This is a genomic window from uncultured Planktomarina sp. (assembly GCA_943788425.1).
Lineage (GTDB): Bacteria > Pseudomonadota > Alphaproteobacteria > Rhodobacterales > Rhodobacteraceae > Planktomarina.
Window position 1 is genome coordinate 427268 of record CALSQF010000006.1, and the last position, 15307, is coordinate 442574.

A 15307-nucleotide genomic window follows, 5' to 3' on the forward strand; every position below is an offset into this window, starting at 1 on the left:
CTCAATGTTTGAAAAGATATTAATTGCCAACCGGGGCGAAATCGCTTGCCGTGTGATCAAAACAGCCAAGGCGATGGGGATCAAAACTGTGGCGATTTATTCCGATGCGGATGCCCAGGCGTTGCATGTGCAAATGGCGGATGAGGCGGTGCATATCGGTCCTTCGCCCGCGAATCAGTCTTACATTGTGATTGAAAAAGTCATGGAGGCGATCCGGAAAACTGGGGTGCAAGCGGTGCATCCTGGCTACGGGTTTTTGTCAGAGAATCGACTGTTTGCTGAGGCATTGGAGGCTGAAGGCGTGGCTTTTATTGGCCCCCCTGCCTCTGCTATTGAAAGTATGGGAGATAAAATCACCTCTAAAAAATTGGCGAAGGAAGCCGGGGTAAGCACAGTCCCGGGTTATATGGGTCTGATTGCAGATGCGGATGAAGCGGTGAAGATCGCACAAGAGGTTGGATATCCGGTGATGCTCAAAGCCAGCGCTGGTGGCGGTGGCAAGGGCATGCGCATTGCATGGAATGATGCGGAGGCGCGCGAGGGTTTCCAATCGTCCAAGAATGAAGCGGCCAGCAGCTTTGGAGATGACCGGATTTTCATCGAAAAATTCGTCACCCAACCCCGGCACATTGAAATCCAAGTTCTGGCGGATGGCCATGGCAATTGCATCTATCTCAATGAGCGCGAATGTTCCATCCAGCGGCGCAACCAAAAAGTGATTGAAGAGGCCCCGAGTCCTTTTCTCACGCCTGAAGTGCGCAAAGCAATGGGCGCGCAATCTTGTACATTGGCTCAAGCGGTCGGCTATACCAGTGCAGGTACGGTGGAATTTATCGTCGACAGCGCGCAGAACTTCTATTTTCTTGAAATGAACACCCGCTTGCAGGTCGAGCATCCTGTGACAGAGTTGATAACTGGGGTGGATCTGGTGGAGCAGATGATCCGTGTCGCCAACGGTGAGGTGCTCTCCATTAGCCAAGAGGACGTGAAAATTAACGGTTGGGCGCTTGAAAGCCGACTCTATGCGGAAGACCCTTATCGGGGATTTTTGCCCTCAATTGGTCGCCTGACAAGATATCGTCCGCCGGCTGAGAGCCGCAGCACGACCGCCGCCGTACGCAATGACACGGGTGTTTATGAGGGTGGAGAAATTTCCATGTTCTACGATCCGATGATTGCCAAGCTTTGCACCTGGGCACCAGACCGTCCGGCGGTCATCGCGCAGATGCGCAATGCGCTGGACGCCTTTGAGGTAGAGGGCATTGGTCACAATATTCCTTTCCTATCTGCCGTTATGGATCACCCGAAATTTTGTGCCGGAAATATCACAACGGCATTTATTGAGGAGGAATATCCAGACGGGTTTCATGGGGTCGGTTTGCCACAAGAGACGCTCAAAATAGTCGGCGCCTGCGCGGCGGCGATGTATCGTTTAGGTGAAATTCGCCGTACGAAAGTCTCTGGTCGAATGGATAATCACGAGCGCCGGGTTCGGGATGATTGGGTTGTTGGTATTCAGGGCCATGAGTTTCCCGTGACCATTGCAGCAGATCCCAATGGATCCACGGTACACTTTGAAAGCGGCAGCCATAGGGTGGCCAGTGATTGGACACCGGGTAAGCCTCTGGCTTTGATGAATGTCGATGGCGTTGATATCGCGTTAAAGGTTAAGAAATGCCCCAGCGGGTATCGAATTCGATTCCGTGGGGCTGATATGCGCGTGACCGTGCGCAGTCCGCGTCAGGCGGAGCTGGCCCAATTGATGATCGAGAAAGTAGCGCCGGATACCTCTAAATTATTGCTCTGCCCCATGCCGGGCTTGATCGTCAAAGTCGATGTGGCGGTCGGCGATGAGGTGCAAGAGGGGCAAACGCTCTGTACGGTTGAGGCGATGAAAATGGAAAATATATTGCGGGCCGAGAAGAAAGCTGTGGTCAGCAAGATACATGCGGCGCCGGGAGACAGCCTGGCCGTGGATGCGATCATCATGGAGTTTGAGTGAGCTTGAACGTCTCAAGCCCGCAGCTGGTGTGGCCCTTCTTGGGTCTCTCCAAGCATTGCGGAGAGGCTCAGGGCTTGCGCATCTCGCGCTGCCGGATGGGCATTTTGTCGATCACCCGGCTCAATTCACGCATGTCCCAAGCAAAGGGTTTGCGCAGTTTGATTTTTCCATCCTTGCCAATTAATACCCAATTGAAGCCTTTGGGGTGCAAGGTTTTGCGTAGGGCGGATTTGGCACTTGGGTCGGTGTCGACCACGATCATGACGTCGCGGTCCTGCAATACAGCTATTTCGGCCTGTAAAAGCGCCATTTGCTGGGCGAAGGTGGGGTCCAGCGGGCTATCGGCAAAAACGACCCATGGCCGCGCCACCCAGATGACATCTGATAGCTCGACCTCTTTGGCGTTGAAAATATGGGTCGGATCGGAGCGCCAAATGTTTAAGGTCTCCCCCGCCAAGACTGGTGGGGTGATGGCCAGAAGCCCGAGCCACAAATGGAACACTCTTTTAAACATGATATCTCCTTCAAGGCTTTATATAGAGCCTTTGCACGTTCAAGCGAAGGGGTTGAACAAAAAATATCGGGGAATATCGACCCGTGGGACAAGGAGCGTTGACAATGACAGATAAGACATCCTGGAACGAAATTGCTGATAAAGAGCTGCGCGGTAAGTCATTGGAGACTTTGACTTGGGATACGCTCGAGGGCATCAAGGTGCAGCCGCTCTATACGGCTCAGGACGTAAAAGGCTTGGCGCATATAGGCAGCGTGCCAGGACAAGAACCCTACACGCGTGGTGTCAAAGCTACCATGTATGCGGGTCGACCCTGGACTATTCGGCAATATGCTGGATTTTCCACAGCTGAGGACTCCAATGCTTTTTACCGGCAAGCGCTCGCGGCCGGGCAGCAAGGGGTTTCGGTGGCTTTTGATTTGGCCACCCATCGGGGCTATGACAGCGATCATCCACGCGTCGTCGGCGACGTGGGTAAAGCGGGTGTCGCGATTGACAGTGTAGAGGATATGAAGATCCTCTTTGATGGCATCCCATTAGATAATATTTCCGTATCCATGACGATGAATGGTGCAGTGATACCTGTTTTGGCCTCTTTCATCGTAGCCGGTGAAGAGCAAGGCGTCAGCCGCGCGGCTCTCTCGGGCACGATCCAAAATGATATTCTCAAAGAATTTATGGTGCGCAACACCTATATTTATCCGCCTGAGGCCTCTATGCGTATCGTGGCCGATATTATCGAATTTACCGCCCGTGATATGCCGAAGTTCAATTCGATTTCGATCAGCGGTTACCACATGCAAGAGGCTGGGGCTAATTTGGTGCAGGAATTGGCTTATACCATTGCAGATGGGCGTGAATATGTGCGCGCGGCGATCGCGCGAGGGATGGATGTGGATGCCTTTGCCGGGCGGCTGTCGTTTTTCTTTGCCATCGGTATGAATTTCTTTATGGAAGCGGCGAAATTGCGGGCTGCAAGGGTGCTATGGCATCGGGTTATGGCGGAATTTGAGCCAAAAAATCCCAAATCCAGCATGCTGCGGACTCATTGCCAAACCTCGGGTGTGAGCCTGCAAGAGCAGGATCCATATAACAATATCGTGCGCACGGCTTTTGAAGCGATGTCGGCGGTTTTGGGCGGTACGCAATCATTGCATACCAACAGTTTTGATGAGGCCATTGCCCTGCCAACGGAAACCTCGGCGCGCATCGCCCGCAACACCCAGCTTATTTTACAGGAAGAAACTGGGGTGACCAATGTTGTTGATCCGCTGGCCGGTTCTTACTATGTGGAAAAACTCACTGCCGATCTTATTGATGAAGCCTGGGCGCTGATCGAAGAGGTTGAGCAGATGGGCGGCATGACCAAAGCCGTGGCGAGCGGCCTACCCAAGCTAAAAATTGAAGAAAGTGCGGCGCGGCGTCAGGCGATGATTGATCGTGGGGAAGAGGTGATTGTTGGGGTCAACAAATATACCGCTGACAAACAACCCGACATTGAAGTGCGCGATATTGACAACAATCAGGTGCGTGAAGCGCAGGTCGTGAAACTCCAATCCATCCGCGCAAGCCGTGATCAATTGGCCTGCGATGCAGCCCTTCTTGAGCTTGGACGGCGCTGTGTTGAAGGCGGCAATCTTTTAGAAGCAGCTGTTGAAGCAGCACGTCATCGGGCGACGGTGGGGGAAATTTCATTGGCGATGGAGGGCACATTTGGCCGGCATCGCGCGGAGGTGAAGACATTGGCTGGCGTGTATGGATCTGCCTATGAGGGCGATGAAAGCTTTGAGTCAATTCAGAAGTCTGTGGAAAAATTTGCGAAAGACGAGGGACGCAGGCCTCGGATGCTCGTGGTGAAAATGGGGCAAGATGGCCATGACCGGGGCGCCAAAGTCATTGCCACGGCCTTTGCCGATATTGGCTTTGATGTGGATGTTGGACCCTTGTTTCAAACCCCTGAGGAAGCGGCGCAGGACGCGGTGGACAATGACGTGCATGTGGTGGGTATTTCTAGCCAAGCAGCGGGTCACAAAACCTTGGCGCCCAAATTGGTCGAGGCATTGAAGGCGGCAGATGCGCAGGAGATTATTGTCGTCTGTGGCGGTGTGATCCCCCAGCAAGACTACGATTTCCTCAAAGCAGCGGGAGTTGCGGCGATCTTTGGGCCCGGTACAAATATTCCCGATGCGGCCCAGAATGTTTTGGATTTGATCCGAAAGGCGCGTGTTTAAAACGCGGCAGAGGGGAATGGTATGTTAAGATTGGATCATATTGCAGTGGCGGGCGAAACCCGGCAAGCCGCAACGGACTATATTCAAGACTGTTTAAAGGTTGCGCCGCTTGCGGCTGGTCAGCATTTTCATTTCTCAACCCACAACCATCTTTGGGGCATGGGCGAGGCATGTTACCTAGAATCCATCGCTGTTGATCCACAGGCACCGTCTTTGGCCTATCCCCGGTGGTTTGGATTGGACCGTTTTGCTGGTCCGCCACGCATTGCAAGTTGGATTTTGGCAACCGACAATATCCAAGAGAGCCTCGCCCGGCTTGGCCCGGAGTTTGGAACGCCCTTGCGGCTTGAGCGTGACGCCTACACTTGGGATATTTCCGTTTCAGATACGGGAGACTTGCCATTGGGGGGCTATGGGCCGGCGTTAATTGAATGGCAACCGCCTGCACATCCTTGTCAGAATTTGCCCGATAGCGGCTGCCGTCTGATCTCCTTGCAAATTCAACACCCTCGAGCCAATCTAATGCAGGCACTTTTGTCAGAGCTCATCCGTGATGAACGAATTTGCTTCTCAACTGGGCCTGCGCAGATTTCCGCTGAAATTCAAACAGATCACGGTTTGGTGACACTCAAATAGAGGCTTTGCCCTTTCGTCCTGCGGGCGCAGAGCCTATAATGTCACTCATGTCTATCTGGACCCGTATCACCGCTGCGCTTGGTGCCCTTGCCAAGGGCGAAGGGCTTTCAGCAGTTTTTGAGAAGCTGCGCAGCCCGCCGGAGAAATCTGTCGGGTTTACAATTGCGGTCATCGCATTGAGCGCAAAGATGGCCAAAGCTGATGGCAACGTCACCAGTGCGGAGGTGGTGGCATTCCGGGAAATTTTTTATATACCTGCCGCAGAAGAGAGCAGCGCGGCCAAAGTATTTAACCTTGCGCGCCAGGATGTGGCTGGGTTTGAAACCTATGCGCGGCAAATCAAATCTATGTTTGGCGCAAGAATGGATATCCTCGAAGACTTGCTTGAAGGTCTGTTTCACATAGCAACAGTGGATGGGGCTTATCATGTGCAAGAGGATGCGTTTTTACGCCGGGTTGCCGATATTTTTGGCCTTTCAGCAAGGTACTTTCGCGTGATCAAAGGCCGTTATGTCAAGGGAGCGACCGCAGACCCTTTCGATGTTTTGGGCGTCTCAACCGAAGCAAGCTTTGAAGAGATACGCTCCGCATGGCGGGCACTCGTGAAAAAGAACCATCCCGACCAGCTTGTGGCGCGCGGCGTTCCGCGCGAAGCAGTGAAATTGGCGGAAGCACGTTTGGTGGCGATCAATAAGGCTTGGGAAGAACTGGCAAGGGTCCAAGCCTAAATGAGGCAGAACTTGGACGTGAGACGTGCTTTAAGTCAATCGCATGTCGGTGCGAAGATTTGCATTTAGGGATGAGGCCAAAGATTGGAGCCGGGCTTCGGCGACTTCACCAAACAGAGGTGAGGCCTCAGCTGTGAGCGTGAGCGACAGTGTTCTTGTATTTTGAGACCAGTGGAGCTGGGCGGTCTCATTGTCTGGATCGGCCCAGAGCATCGCGCCGAAGCGCATGGCTTTGCCTAAGATCTCCGCCTGTTTCTGGCCGGTCTCATCGAGGAGACTCAAAAGCTCTTCAAACCGGGTGCCTTCCCGGCCGTTTCGGTAGCGATGCAGCAATGCCAAGCCCAAAAAAATTCGCTCCTCATGGCTTAGCCCTCCCAAATTGGCACGGGTGGCATATTCAAAGCAAACCTCTGCGCGGAAATCTGGATGCGCGCGCCAGCTCACATCATGCAGCAAACAAGCTGCTCGGACCAGGCGAGCGCGACTATGGGGGATTTTGGAAAAGAGCGGCGAGATGAATTTGTGAAGCCGCATACCGAAGCCCGGCAGCCGCGCATCCTTGCGCTCGGCGAAATGGCAGCTTTCAATCAAAGGGTCGCGGTCGCGCATGGCTTGTGGCATCTGTTCATACAGAAGCCCCTCTCGAATTCCATAGCTTGAGACAGCGATGTCATGCGGCTTAAACCGTTTGAGGAGGCCTTTGAGAATTTCTGCGGCGATTGGTAACAGCGCCATTCGGCTTTGTGTGACACGGATAGTCTTGCCCAGCGCTTTGAGATCACAGTCCTCAATATAGCGCACAGTGGCCTTCACATCGCGGGCAGTCATTTGATATTCGTGCATCACATGAAGCGGGTATCCGCGTCTGTGCATATCAATTCGTGCCAGGGCCCGCCAAGATCCTCCAACCAAAAAGAGCCGATCAGGTTGCGGGCCCATTTGGTCGCGTAAGCGATCCAATGTTTCTGCGATGACTGCATAAAGTCCCTTTTTGCCACCTGGGACATTGATCAGCTTCAAAGGTCCCAGCGGAGAGGTTACGCGCTGGCCCACTTGGCCATTAGAAATCTCGGCCAATTCCATAGAACCGCCACCGATATCGCAGACGAGCCCATAAGAGCCGGGCCAGCCAAGCAAGACACCCTGCGCCGCGAGACGGGCTTCTTCTGACCCATCTATAACATGGATTTTCAACCCCGTTTCGCTTTGAACCTGCGCTATGAAGTCAGGACCATCGCTGGCCTCACGCACCGCGGCGGTGGCGACAGTGGTGAGTGTGGGTAGGCCAATGCCTTTGGCGATGGTACAAAACCGCCGTAAAGCGGAGAGGGCGCGTAAGCGCCCATCAGGATTGAGCGCGCCAGTTTCGGCCAAGCCTGCGCCAAGTGCGCACATGACTTTTTCATTGAAAAAATAGGCTGGAGACCGGGCGGCGCCGTCAAAGACCACCAAGCGTACGGAGTTTGAGCCAATATCAACCACCCCAACGCGCGACAGATCGCGGGCCTTGGGGTTATCGAACAAGGGCCGCTCAAAAGGTTCCCATTTTGCAGAGGATGTTACCAAGTCGTCCATCTGGGCTCCTGCGGGTTTCCGAAAGTGTTTGTGACTTCAGCCTAGGCGATTCGACCGAGACTTCAAAGAGTGGTTAGGAATCATCGGTATGGGTCAGCTGCGGCACGTCCTGCGCCCCGGCACTGCCACGTCCAGAGAGCGAGGGGTTCTCCATGAAAAACCGGTGGCAATTAAAGGCAAAACTGCCTTTTGGCCAGGTGGCTCTTTCATAGCTGCCATCGGGTTGCATCACCCAGGATTGGGCAACATCGGCCAGATTGGCCGCCATGATCTGGCTCACAATCTGCGCCTTGACAGTTTCATTGTGAATTTCAACCAATGTTTCAACCCGGCGGTGTAAATTGCGGTCCATCCAATCGGCAGAAGAGATATAAACGCGCGCATTAGGGCTGTTCAGATTGTGGCCATTGGCAAAGCAAACGATGCGGGAATGCTCTAAGAACCGCCCAATCACGGATTTCACGCGAATATTTTCAGAAAGCCCTGCCACCCCAGGTCGCAAGCCACAAACCCCGCGAACGACAAGGCTGATTTTTACCCCTGCCTGCCCCGCGGCGTAGAGCGCATCGATCACATCGGCATCAATTAGGGCATTTAACTTGACCCAAATGACCGCAGGCTTGCCAGCCCTGGCGTGTTCGGCCTCCGCAGCGATGCCTTGCAGAAGGGTAGTTTTCAAGGTCAGTGGTGAAATGGAGATATTCTCAAGCGTTTCAGGCTGCGCATATCCCGATAGATAGTTGAACACTTTTGTGGCATCTCGCCCCAATGCCGCATCACAGGTGAACAGGCTCACATCGGTGTAAATCCGTGCGGTAATCGGATGATAATTGCCGGTGCCATAATGGGTATAGGTGACCAACCGATTGCCTTCCCGCCGCACGATGGTGCTTATTTTTGCATGGGTTTTAAGGTTCATAAAGCCATAGACCACATGCGCCCCGGCACGTTCTAAACGGCGGGATTGACGGATATTGGCCGCCTCATCAAAGCGGGCTTTCAGCTCGACCAATGCGGTCACAGATTTGCCATCTTCGGCCGCTTCGCACAAAGCCTCAACAATGGGTGAACGTTTTGAAGTGCGGTAAAGCGTTTGTTTAATGGCCAAGACGTTGGGATCTCGCGCGGCTTGTTGCAACAAACGCACGACCATATCAAACGTCTCATAGGGATGCTGTAGCAGCATATCTTTGTTGCGAATTGCGGCAAACATATCGCCGTCATGATCGGTGACCCGCTCTGGCACGCGCGGGGTAAAGTTTGGCCAAAGGAGGTTGGGCCGGTCTTCAATGACCAATTCTTTCAGATCCGGTAGACCCAACATGCCATCCACTTCGATCACCTCGGTATTGGTGACGGAAAACTCGACCATAATGTCATCGCGCAACGCTTGGGGGGCATTGGCACTAATTTTCAGGCGAATGACTTCGCCACGCCGCCGGCGTTTGAGCGCAACCTCAAATTCGCGTACCAAATCTTCGGCCTCGTCTTCGACTTCCAAGTCGCTGTCGCGCAGTACAGAAAAACTGCAATGGCCTTTGAGCGCATAGCCTGGGAACAACTGTTCCAATTGCATCAAGATCAGCTCTTCTAGCGGAAGGTACCGATACCCTTTCCCGGGAAGCACCACAAAGCGGTTAATTTGCTGCGGCACGGGCACCAAGGCGCGCAGGCTGCGCTTGTCTGTCTGACGCTCTAGCTGCAGCGCAAGTGCAAAGCCAGCATTGGGGATAAACGGGAAGGGATGAGCCGGATCAATCGCCAGTGGAGAGACCACGGGAAAGACATGGGACAGGAAATATTTTAGCAGATAGGCATGATCTTCTTTCGCCTCTGCTGTGGTCAAAATATGAATATCCTGCGCCGCCATTTCTTTGCGAAGATTGGCAAGAACTGACTGCTGTCTGCGCATCAAGTCGCGTGCTTCGCTGTCGATAAACTCCAATTGTTTGGGGATGCTGCGCCCGTCGATACCTGGCGTTATGCTGCCCGCGCGGGCTAATTCGCGCAGACCGGCGACGCGCACTGAATAAAATTCGTCCAAATTGGTTGCGGAAATCGACAAGAATCGTAGGCGTTCTAGCAAAGGCACATTGAGGTTATCCACTTCCTCTAAAACGCGCCAGTTAAACGCAAGCCATGACAGCTCTCGGTTCAAAAACCGATCTGGCCCGGTGATATCCTGCCCACAAACTTGCGCTGAGGGGAAATCACTGTGCAGAAAGTCAGCGGAGTTTATCATGGTTTATCCTATATCCAAGGTGGTAATTTATACCTCTTGAACGCAAATTGTAAGGGGGACGCCCTAGGCCATAACCGTCGCGGCCATCGCGCGGGTGATCGGGCGCTTGGTGGACATGCTCTGACGGTCCAATTCAGCGACAATATCACTGGCCGCATCAAAACTGCGATCCATGTTCTTTAGGATATAGGCCAAGACGGCTGGCGTTGGGGAAAGCTGGCGGTCCATGAAGGATTTGAGCAACACCGCGTGCAGCAAGGCGTCATCGGGGCGGTCGATCTTGGCGCAGCTTGTGCCTTGCAGCCGACTGAGGAGGTCCGCCAGCTGGAACCCGGCTTGCCGCATGGCAATACTGGAGGCCATAAGCAGCAGCCCATCGCTGGATTGTAGCTGGTTGTGCAGATGAAACAGACGAGTCTCCGCCGGCAAGATACCTGCCACCTGCTCAAGGTTGTCTACCACAACCCGCGCGCCGGCCTCTGGCGAGATAAATTCCTGTAGGGGATCAATTTTTTGGGCGTTTTGTTCGGTGGCCCAAATCTCAAGAAGATGTGTTTTGCCGCAGGCTTTCGGGCCCAAAAGGATCAACTTGCCTTGCGGCCAATTGGCAGCATTCTCGAGAAGCGCCACCGCCTGTTGGTTGGCTTCAGACACGAAAAACGAATCGCGTTCTCGAGCCACTTTAATTGGAAGTCTGAAGCTCAGTTGCTCACTCATCTTTGGGTTCCGAGTGGCTCAAGCCGCGGTACAATAGCCCGGCTTTATACTGCCGCATCAAAAACCGCGCGACAACGCCCATCATAGCGGCCACAGGCACGGCCACTAACATGCCGACAAAGCCAAATAGACCGCCGAAAACCGAAAGGGCGAAAATCAGCCAGACCGGGTGCAATCCTACGGAATTTCCGACAAGTTTTGGGGTCAGAACATTTCCTTCTAAAACCTGTCCGAGCATGAAAATAACGCCAATTACTCCAATGGACATCCAATCTCCCCAGAATTGGAACAGCGCCAAACCCAGCGCCAGTCCACCGCCCACCAAGGCGCCAACATAGGGAATAAAGGAGATCAAGCCAGCCACAAATCCGACGACAATGCCATAGTTCAGCCCGGCGAGCATTAACGCAAGTCCGTAGTAGAGCCCTTGAATAAAGCAGACCGTTCCTTGTCCGCGGATGAAAGAGGCGAGGGTGGCGTCTATCTCGTGGCCCAATTTGCGCACATTTTCGAGGTGCTCGCGCGGGATCAATTCATCAATTTGTGCCACCAAATTATCCCAATCGAGCAATAAATAGAAGGCAACAACGGGCACAACCACGATCAACACCATAATATTGACGATGGAATTGAGTGAGGCTGCCAGGCCATTGACCAAAGCGCCCCCGCGCGCCTGAATGGTGTCGCCGAGCCCTGTTAGAGATTGCCTAATCGTGCTGTTGTCATCGAGAAGATCCGGGAAGCGGGTGGTCAGAAATGTCCAGAGGTCAGCGGCGATCTGAGGCGCTGTGTTAAATAAAGAAATTGCTTGCTCCACGAGCAAAGGCACGATCAGCAGCACAGCTAAGACAAAAACGAAAATCGCCCCTAGGGTAATAACGCTTGTGGCCAGCAGGCGCGACATCCCCCAACGCTCGATCCGATCGGCAATCGGGTCGAGCAGGTAAGCTATGGCCCCGCCCAAAATGAAGGGCAGCAACGTGTCGTCCAAAAGCCAAAGCACCAGGCCCAAAACGACGGCAGCAACTCCCCAATAGCGTAGCTGTAAAGACACCGGTAAGGCCATATTCAAACTCCTTTTGCTGTTCAATTTGCGTATTGTACCCCAGCTTGCAAGAGGGGGAAGGGAAATATAGTGACCTATGACGCAGTTTCGACCGCTTTCGCTTGTGACACTCACGGGGGAGCATTAAACTGATCTGTGAAATCAATTGGAGTGTTCGATGCGCCTAAGTCGCTACTTTTTGCCCGTCCTTAAAGAAAATCCCGCTGAGGCGCAGATTGTGTCGCATCGTTTGATGCTGCGTGCTGGAATGATCAAGCAATCTGCCGCGGGCATATATTCTTGGTTGCCGCTTGGTTTGAAGGTGCTCAAAAATATTGAAACCATTGTGCATGAAGAGCAGGCGAAAGCCGGTCATTGGGCGATGTTAATGCCAACCATTCAATCGGCAGATCTTTGGCGAGAATCAGGACGCTACGACGATTATGGCGAGGAGATGCTGCGCATCAAAGACCGTCACGGGCGCGATATGCTTTTTACGCCCACGGCAGAAGAGCTGATCACAGATATTTTTCGCGGTCATGTCACGTCTTACAAGGATATGCCTCTAACCATGTATCAAATTCAATGGAAGTTCCGCGATGAACGGCGTCCACGGTTTGGTGTCATGCGGGGCCGCGAATTCTATATGAAAGATGGTTACAATTTTGACCTGACCAAAGAAGATGCGATGCACGCTTATAATCGCCATTTGGTCAGCTATCTGCGCACTTATGAGCGCATGGGCCTGCAAGCCATTCCCATGCGTGCGGACAGCGGTCCGATCGGTGGCGATGATACGCATGAGTTTTTGGTTTTGGCCGAGACCGGTGAGAGCGAAGTGTTCTATGACAGCGCAGTGACGGATCTGACCTTTGGGGATCGTGACATCAATTATGATGATAAAGCGCAATGTCAGTCGATCATGGAAGAATTTACGACCAAATATGCCCGCACCGATGAGACCCACGATGAGGCGCTTTTCGCCGAGGTGCCGCAAGAGCGCCGCAAAGTGGCACGCGGGATTGAAGTGGGGCAGATCTTTTATTTTGGTACAAAATATTCGGACGCTATGGGCGCAACGGTTCAAGACGCCGACGGCAAACAGGTGCCGGTGCATATGGGCAGCCATGGTATTGGCGTCAGCCGGCTTGTTGGGGCCATTATTGAGGCCAGCCATGACGATAAAGGCATCATTTGGCCTGAAGGTGTCACCCCGTTTCATTGCGGGATTGTGAATCTCAAGCAAGGCGATGCGGAGGCAGACGCGGCTTGTGAGGATCTTTACAATCACCTGACCAAAGCGGGGCTTGAGCCGCTTTACGATGACCGCAACGAGCGCGCCGGTGGTAAATTTGCCACGATGGATCTGATCGGTTTGCCTTGGCGCTTAACCGTTGGCCCAAGGGGTTTGAAAAATGGTGTGGTGGAATTGACCTGCCGTAAAACTGGGGAGAGTGAAGAATTGACCCCAGAGGCCGCAATTGCCAAAGTTATCGCGCAATATACTTGAATCCAAGCGCAAAAGGCGCAGAAAGCGGCAAAGCCGATGAGGCAAGAGGTATGGATGAAGGCTCAAAGGCCAGACACCGCGAGGCGCCGATGACGCGCGCTGCGCCCTTCGCCGCTTTCGAATTCCTGATTGCTTGGCGCTATCTTCGCGCCAAACGCTCTGAAGGTGGCGTCAGCGCAATGACCTGGATCAGCTTGATCGGCATTGCCCTGGCTGTGGCCGCTTTGATTATCGTGCTGGCCGTACGCAGCGGCTTCCGAACGGAATTTGTCGATGCAATTTTGGGCGCCAATGCCCATGTGACGGTGTATGAGCAGCGTTTCGACGGCCCAAGTGGCAATTTTGATTATCGCATTGAGAAGTTCGAGGCATTAGCAGACCGGGTGCAGGCGTTTCCAGGTGTCACGCGTGCGGCGCCGCTGATACGCGGGCAGGCCATGGGCACGGCAAACGATCAAAACCATGGGGTCATGGTTTTTGGCATCACGCTTGAGAATCTAAAAACCATCCCCAACGTGGCGCTCTCTGAGCGCAGCCAGGGAGGTATTGATGATTTTGCTCAAGGGGTGGCGATTGGCTCTGGTGTGGCCAAGTCGCTGCGCCTATTGATTGGGGATCGGATCAAATTGATCTCGCCCAATGGTGTGCGGACCGCATTTGGCACAAGCCCGCGAGTTAAATCTTATACGGTCACTTATATCTTCACCGCTGGGCATTATAACATTGACCAGACCCGTCTCTATATGCCGTTTGAGGAGGCGCAAAGTTTTTTCAACAAAGAAGGTTTTGCAGATCAAATTGAAGTTTTTGTAGACACGCCAGAGCAAGCGGAAATTATGGCGCGCCAGCTGCGCGATGCGGTGGGCGACTCGGCTGTGGTGGAAACCTGGCGGGATTACGCTGGTGGATTTCTGCGGGCGCTGGCGATTGAAGACAATGTGATGTTGGTCATCATGATTGTGCTGATCTTGCTGTCCACCATGAATATCATCTCTGGCCTCATCATGCTGGTGAAAAACAAGGGCCGCGATATCGGTATTTTGCGAACCATTGGACTGAGCGAAGGCACGGTGTTGCGGGTGTTTTTCCTGTGTGGTGCTGGGATTGGTTTGGTGGGTACGCTTCTGGGTGTGATTTTTGGCGTGATGTTTGTGTTAAACATTGATGCGATTTTTAGTCTGGTGAATTACCTGTCAGGCGGACAAGTCTGGGATCCATCAATCCGCGGCATCTACCATTTGCCCGCAGAGCTGCGCGGCATGGATGTGCTCAAAGCCGTGGGGATTTCGCTGTTTTTGTCCTTCTTCATTACTATTTTCCCGGCACGGCGGGCCGCAAGGATGAATCCAGTGGAGGCCCTGCGCCATGAGTGAGCCGGTGTTGACTCTGACGGGGATCTGTAAATCCTACAATCCGGGCCAGGCCAATGAGGTGAGGGTACTGCAGTCTTGTGATTTGACACTTATGCCGTGGCAAGTGACCTCGCTGGTGGCGCCATCTGGTTCGGGAAAGTCCACGCTGCTGCATATTGCCGGCCTGCTGGACAGTACCGACAGTGGTCAGTTGCAGATTTCTGGGCGGGACATGACACGCGCTGATGATCGGTTGCGCACGGATTTTCGGCGGATGGAAATTGGTTTCATCTACCAATTTCATCATTTGCTTCCAGAGTTCACAGCGGCTGAAAACATCATGCTGCCGCAGCAGGCGGCAGGCAAAGCGGCCGGTCCTGCCCGCAAGCGTGCGTTAGAGCTCTTGGATCAAACAGGTTTGGCAGAGCGTGCGGATCACAGACCAAGCGAATTGTCCGGGGGAGAGCAGCAAAGGGTCGCCTTTTGCCGTGCGCTTGCCAACGAACCCAAACTTTTGCTGGCGGATGAGCCGACTGGGAATCTGGACCCTGAAACCTCTAATCATGTGTTCGAAGTCTTGATGGATCTTGTGCGCAGCACCGGTATGGCGGCGTTGATTGCCACGCATAATATGGAGTTGGCGGCCCGAATGGATCGCCAGGTCCGGTTGAGCAAAGGTCAAATTGTCTGAATCCAGGGTCAGACTGTCTGAATATTGTGTTGCTTAACGCTGCAAACCCTGATTCTTTCTCCCA

The 15307-nt window shown here is 53.5% G+C and carries 12 protein-coding genes; 7 read left to right on the plus strand and 5 right to left on the minus strand.

Going from position 1 to position 15307, the window contains the following annotated elements:
• The first annotated feature begins 4 nt into the window (after positions 1 to 4).
• Positions 5 to 2002 carry an acetyl/propionyl/methylcrotonyl-CoA carboxylase subunit alpha gene (locus tag ABLW18_RS07795; RefSeq protein WP_347824254.1) on the plus strand — a complete coding sequence of 666 codons (1998 nt, stop codon included), beginning with the start codon at positions 5 to 7 and terminating at the stop codon, positions 2000 to 2002.
• Positions 2003 to 2069: 67 nt separating this feature from the next.
• Here the strand turns inward: ABLW18_RS07795 and ABLW18_RS07800 are convergent, their stop codons facing one another.
• Positions 2070 to 2516 carry a DUF4174 domain-containing protein gene (locus ABLW18_RS07800; protein ID WP_347824255.1) on the minus strand — a complete coding sequence of 149 codons (447 nt, stop codon included), beginning with the start codon at positions 2514 to 2516 and terminating at the stop codon, positions 2070 to 2072.
• Between the two features lie 104 nt (positions 2517 to 2620).
• Between ABLW18_RS07800 and scpA the strand changes: the two genes are divergently transcribed.
• The 3 genes from scpA to ABLW18_RS07815 are packed head-to-tail and all read left to right on the plus strand — an operon-like array spanning position 2621 to position 6111.
• Complete coding sequence (gene scpA, locus ABLW18_RS07805; protein ID WP_347824256.1) at positions 2621 to 4747, plus strand: methylmalonyl-CoA mutase; 2127 nt, start codon at positions 2621 to 2623, stop codon at positions 4745 to 4747.
• A 21-nt stretch (positions 4748 to 4768) separates the two neighbouring features.
• A complete protein-coding gene (locus tag ABLW18_RS07810; protein ID WP_347824257.1) occupies positions 4769 to 5383 on the plus strand; it encodes a VOC family protein in 615 nt (204 codons plus the stop codon).
• A 47-nt stretch (positions 5384 to 5430) separates the two neighbouring features.
• Entirely contained in the window at positions 5431 to 6111 is a 681-nt protein-coding gene (locus ABLW18_RS07815; RefSeq protein ID WP_347824369.1) for a molecular chaperone DjiA, read from the plus strand.
• A 30-nt stretch (positions 6112 to 6141) separates the two neighbouring features.
• Here the strand turns inward: ABLW18_RS07815 and ABLW18_RS07820 are convergent, their stop codons facing one another.
• The 4 genes from ABLW18_RS07820 to ABLW18_RS07835 all read right to left on the minus strand — a co-directional run bounded on the left by ABLW18_RS07820 (position 6142) and on the right by ABLW18_RS07835 (position 11711).
• Positions 6142 to 7686 carry a Ppx/GppA family phosphatase gene (locus ABLW18_RS07820; protein ID WP_347824258.1) on the minus strand — a complete coding sequence of 515 codons (1545 nt, stop codon included), beginning with the start codon at positions 7684 to 7686 and terminating at the stop codon, positions 6142 to 6144.
• A gap of 73 nt (positions 7687 to 7759) precedes the next feature.
• Positions 7760 to 9928 carry an RNA degradosome polyphosphate kinase gene (locus ABLW18_RS07825; protein ID WP_347824259.1) on the minus strand — a complete coding sequence of 723 codons (2169 nt, stop codon included), beginning with the start codon at positions 9926 to 9928 and terminating at the stop codon, positions 7760 to 7762.
• A 63-nt stretch (positions 9929 to 9991) separates the two neighbouring features.
• Entirely contained in the window at positions 9992 to 10645 is a 654-nt protein-coding gene (locus tag ABLW18_RS07830; RefSeq protein ID WP_347824260.1) for a chromosomal replication initiator DnaA, read from the minus strand.
• Entirely contained in the window at positions 10638 to 11711 is a 1074-nt protein-coding gene (locus ABLW18_RS07835) for an AI-2E family transporter (RefSeq protein WP_347824261.1), read from the minus strand. Before ABLW18_RS07835 ends, ABLW18_RS07830 begins: the two co-directional genes overlap by 8 nt.
• A gap of 157 nt (positions 11712 to 11868) precedes the next feature.
• Between ABLW18_RS07835 and proS the strand changes: the two genes are divergently transcribed.
• The 3 genes from proS to ABLW18_RS07850 are packed head-to-tail and all read left to right on the plus strand — an operon-like array spanning position 11869 to position 15243.
• Positions 11869 to 13200 (plus strand): proline--tRNA ligase, encoded by a 1332-nt coding sequence (proS, locus tag ABLW18_RS07840; protein ID WP_347824262.1) that lies wholly within the window; start codon positions 11869 to 11871, stop codon positions 13198 to 13200.
• Between the two features lie 50 nt (positions 13201 to 13250).
• The gene (locus tag ABLW18_RS07845; protein ID WP_347824263.1) at positions 13251 to 14573 is read left to right on the plus strand and encodes a lipoprotein-releasing ABC transporter permease subunit; all 1323 of its coding nucleotides are present in this window, start codon (positions 13251 to 13253) and stop codon (positions 14571 to 14573) included.
• Positions 14566 to 15243 carry an ABC transporter ATP-binding protein gene (locus ABLW18_RS07850; RefSeq protein WP_347824264.1) on the plus strand — a complete coding sequence of 226 codons (678 nt, stop codon included), beginning with the start codon at positions 14566 to 14568 and terminating at the stop codon, positions 15241 to 15243. Before ABLW18_RS07845 ends, ABLW18_RS07850 begins: the two co-directional genes overlap by 8 nt.
• The last annotated feature ends 64 nt before the right edge of the window (positions 15244 to 15307 follow it).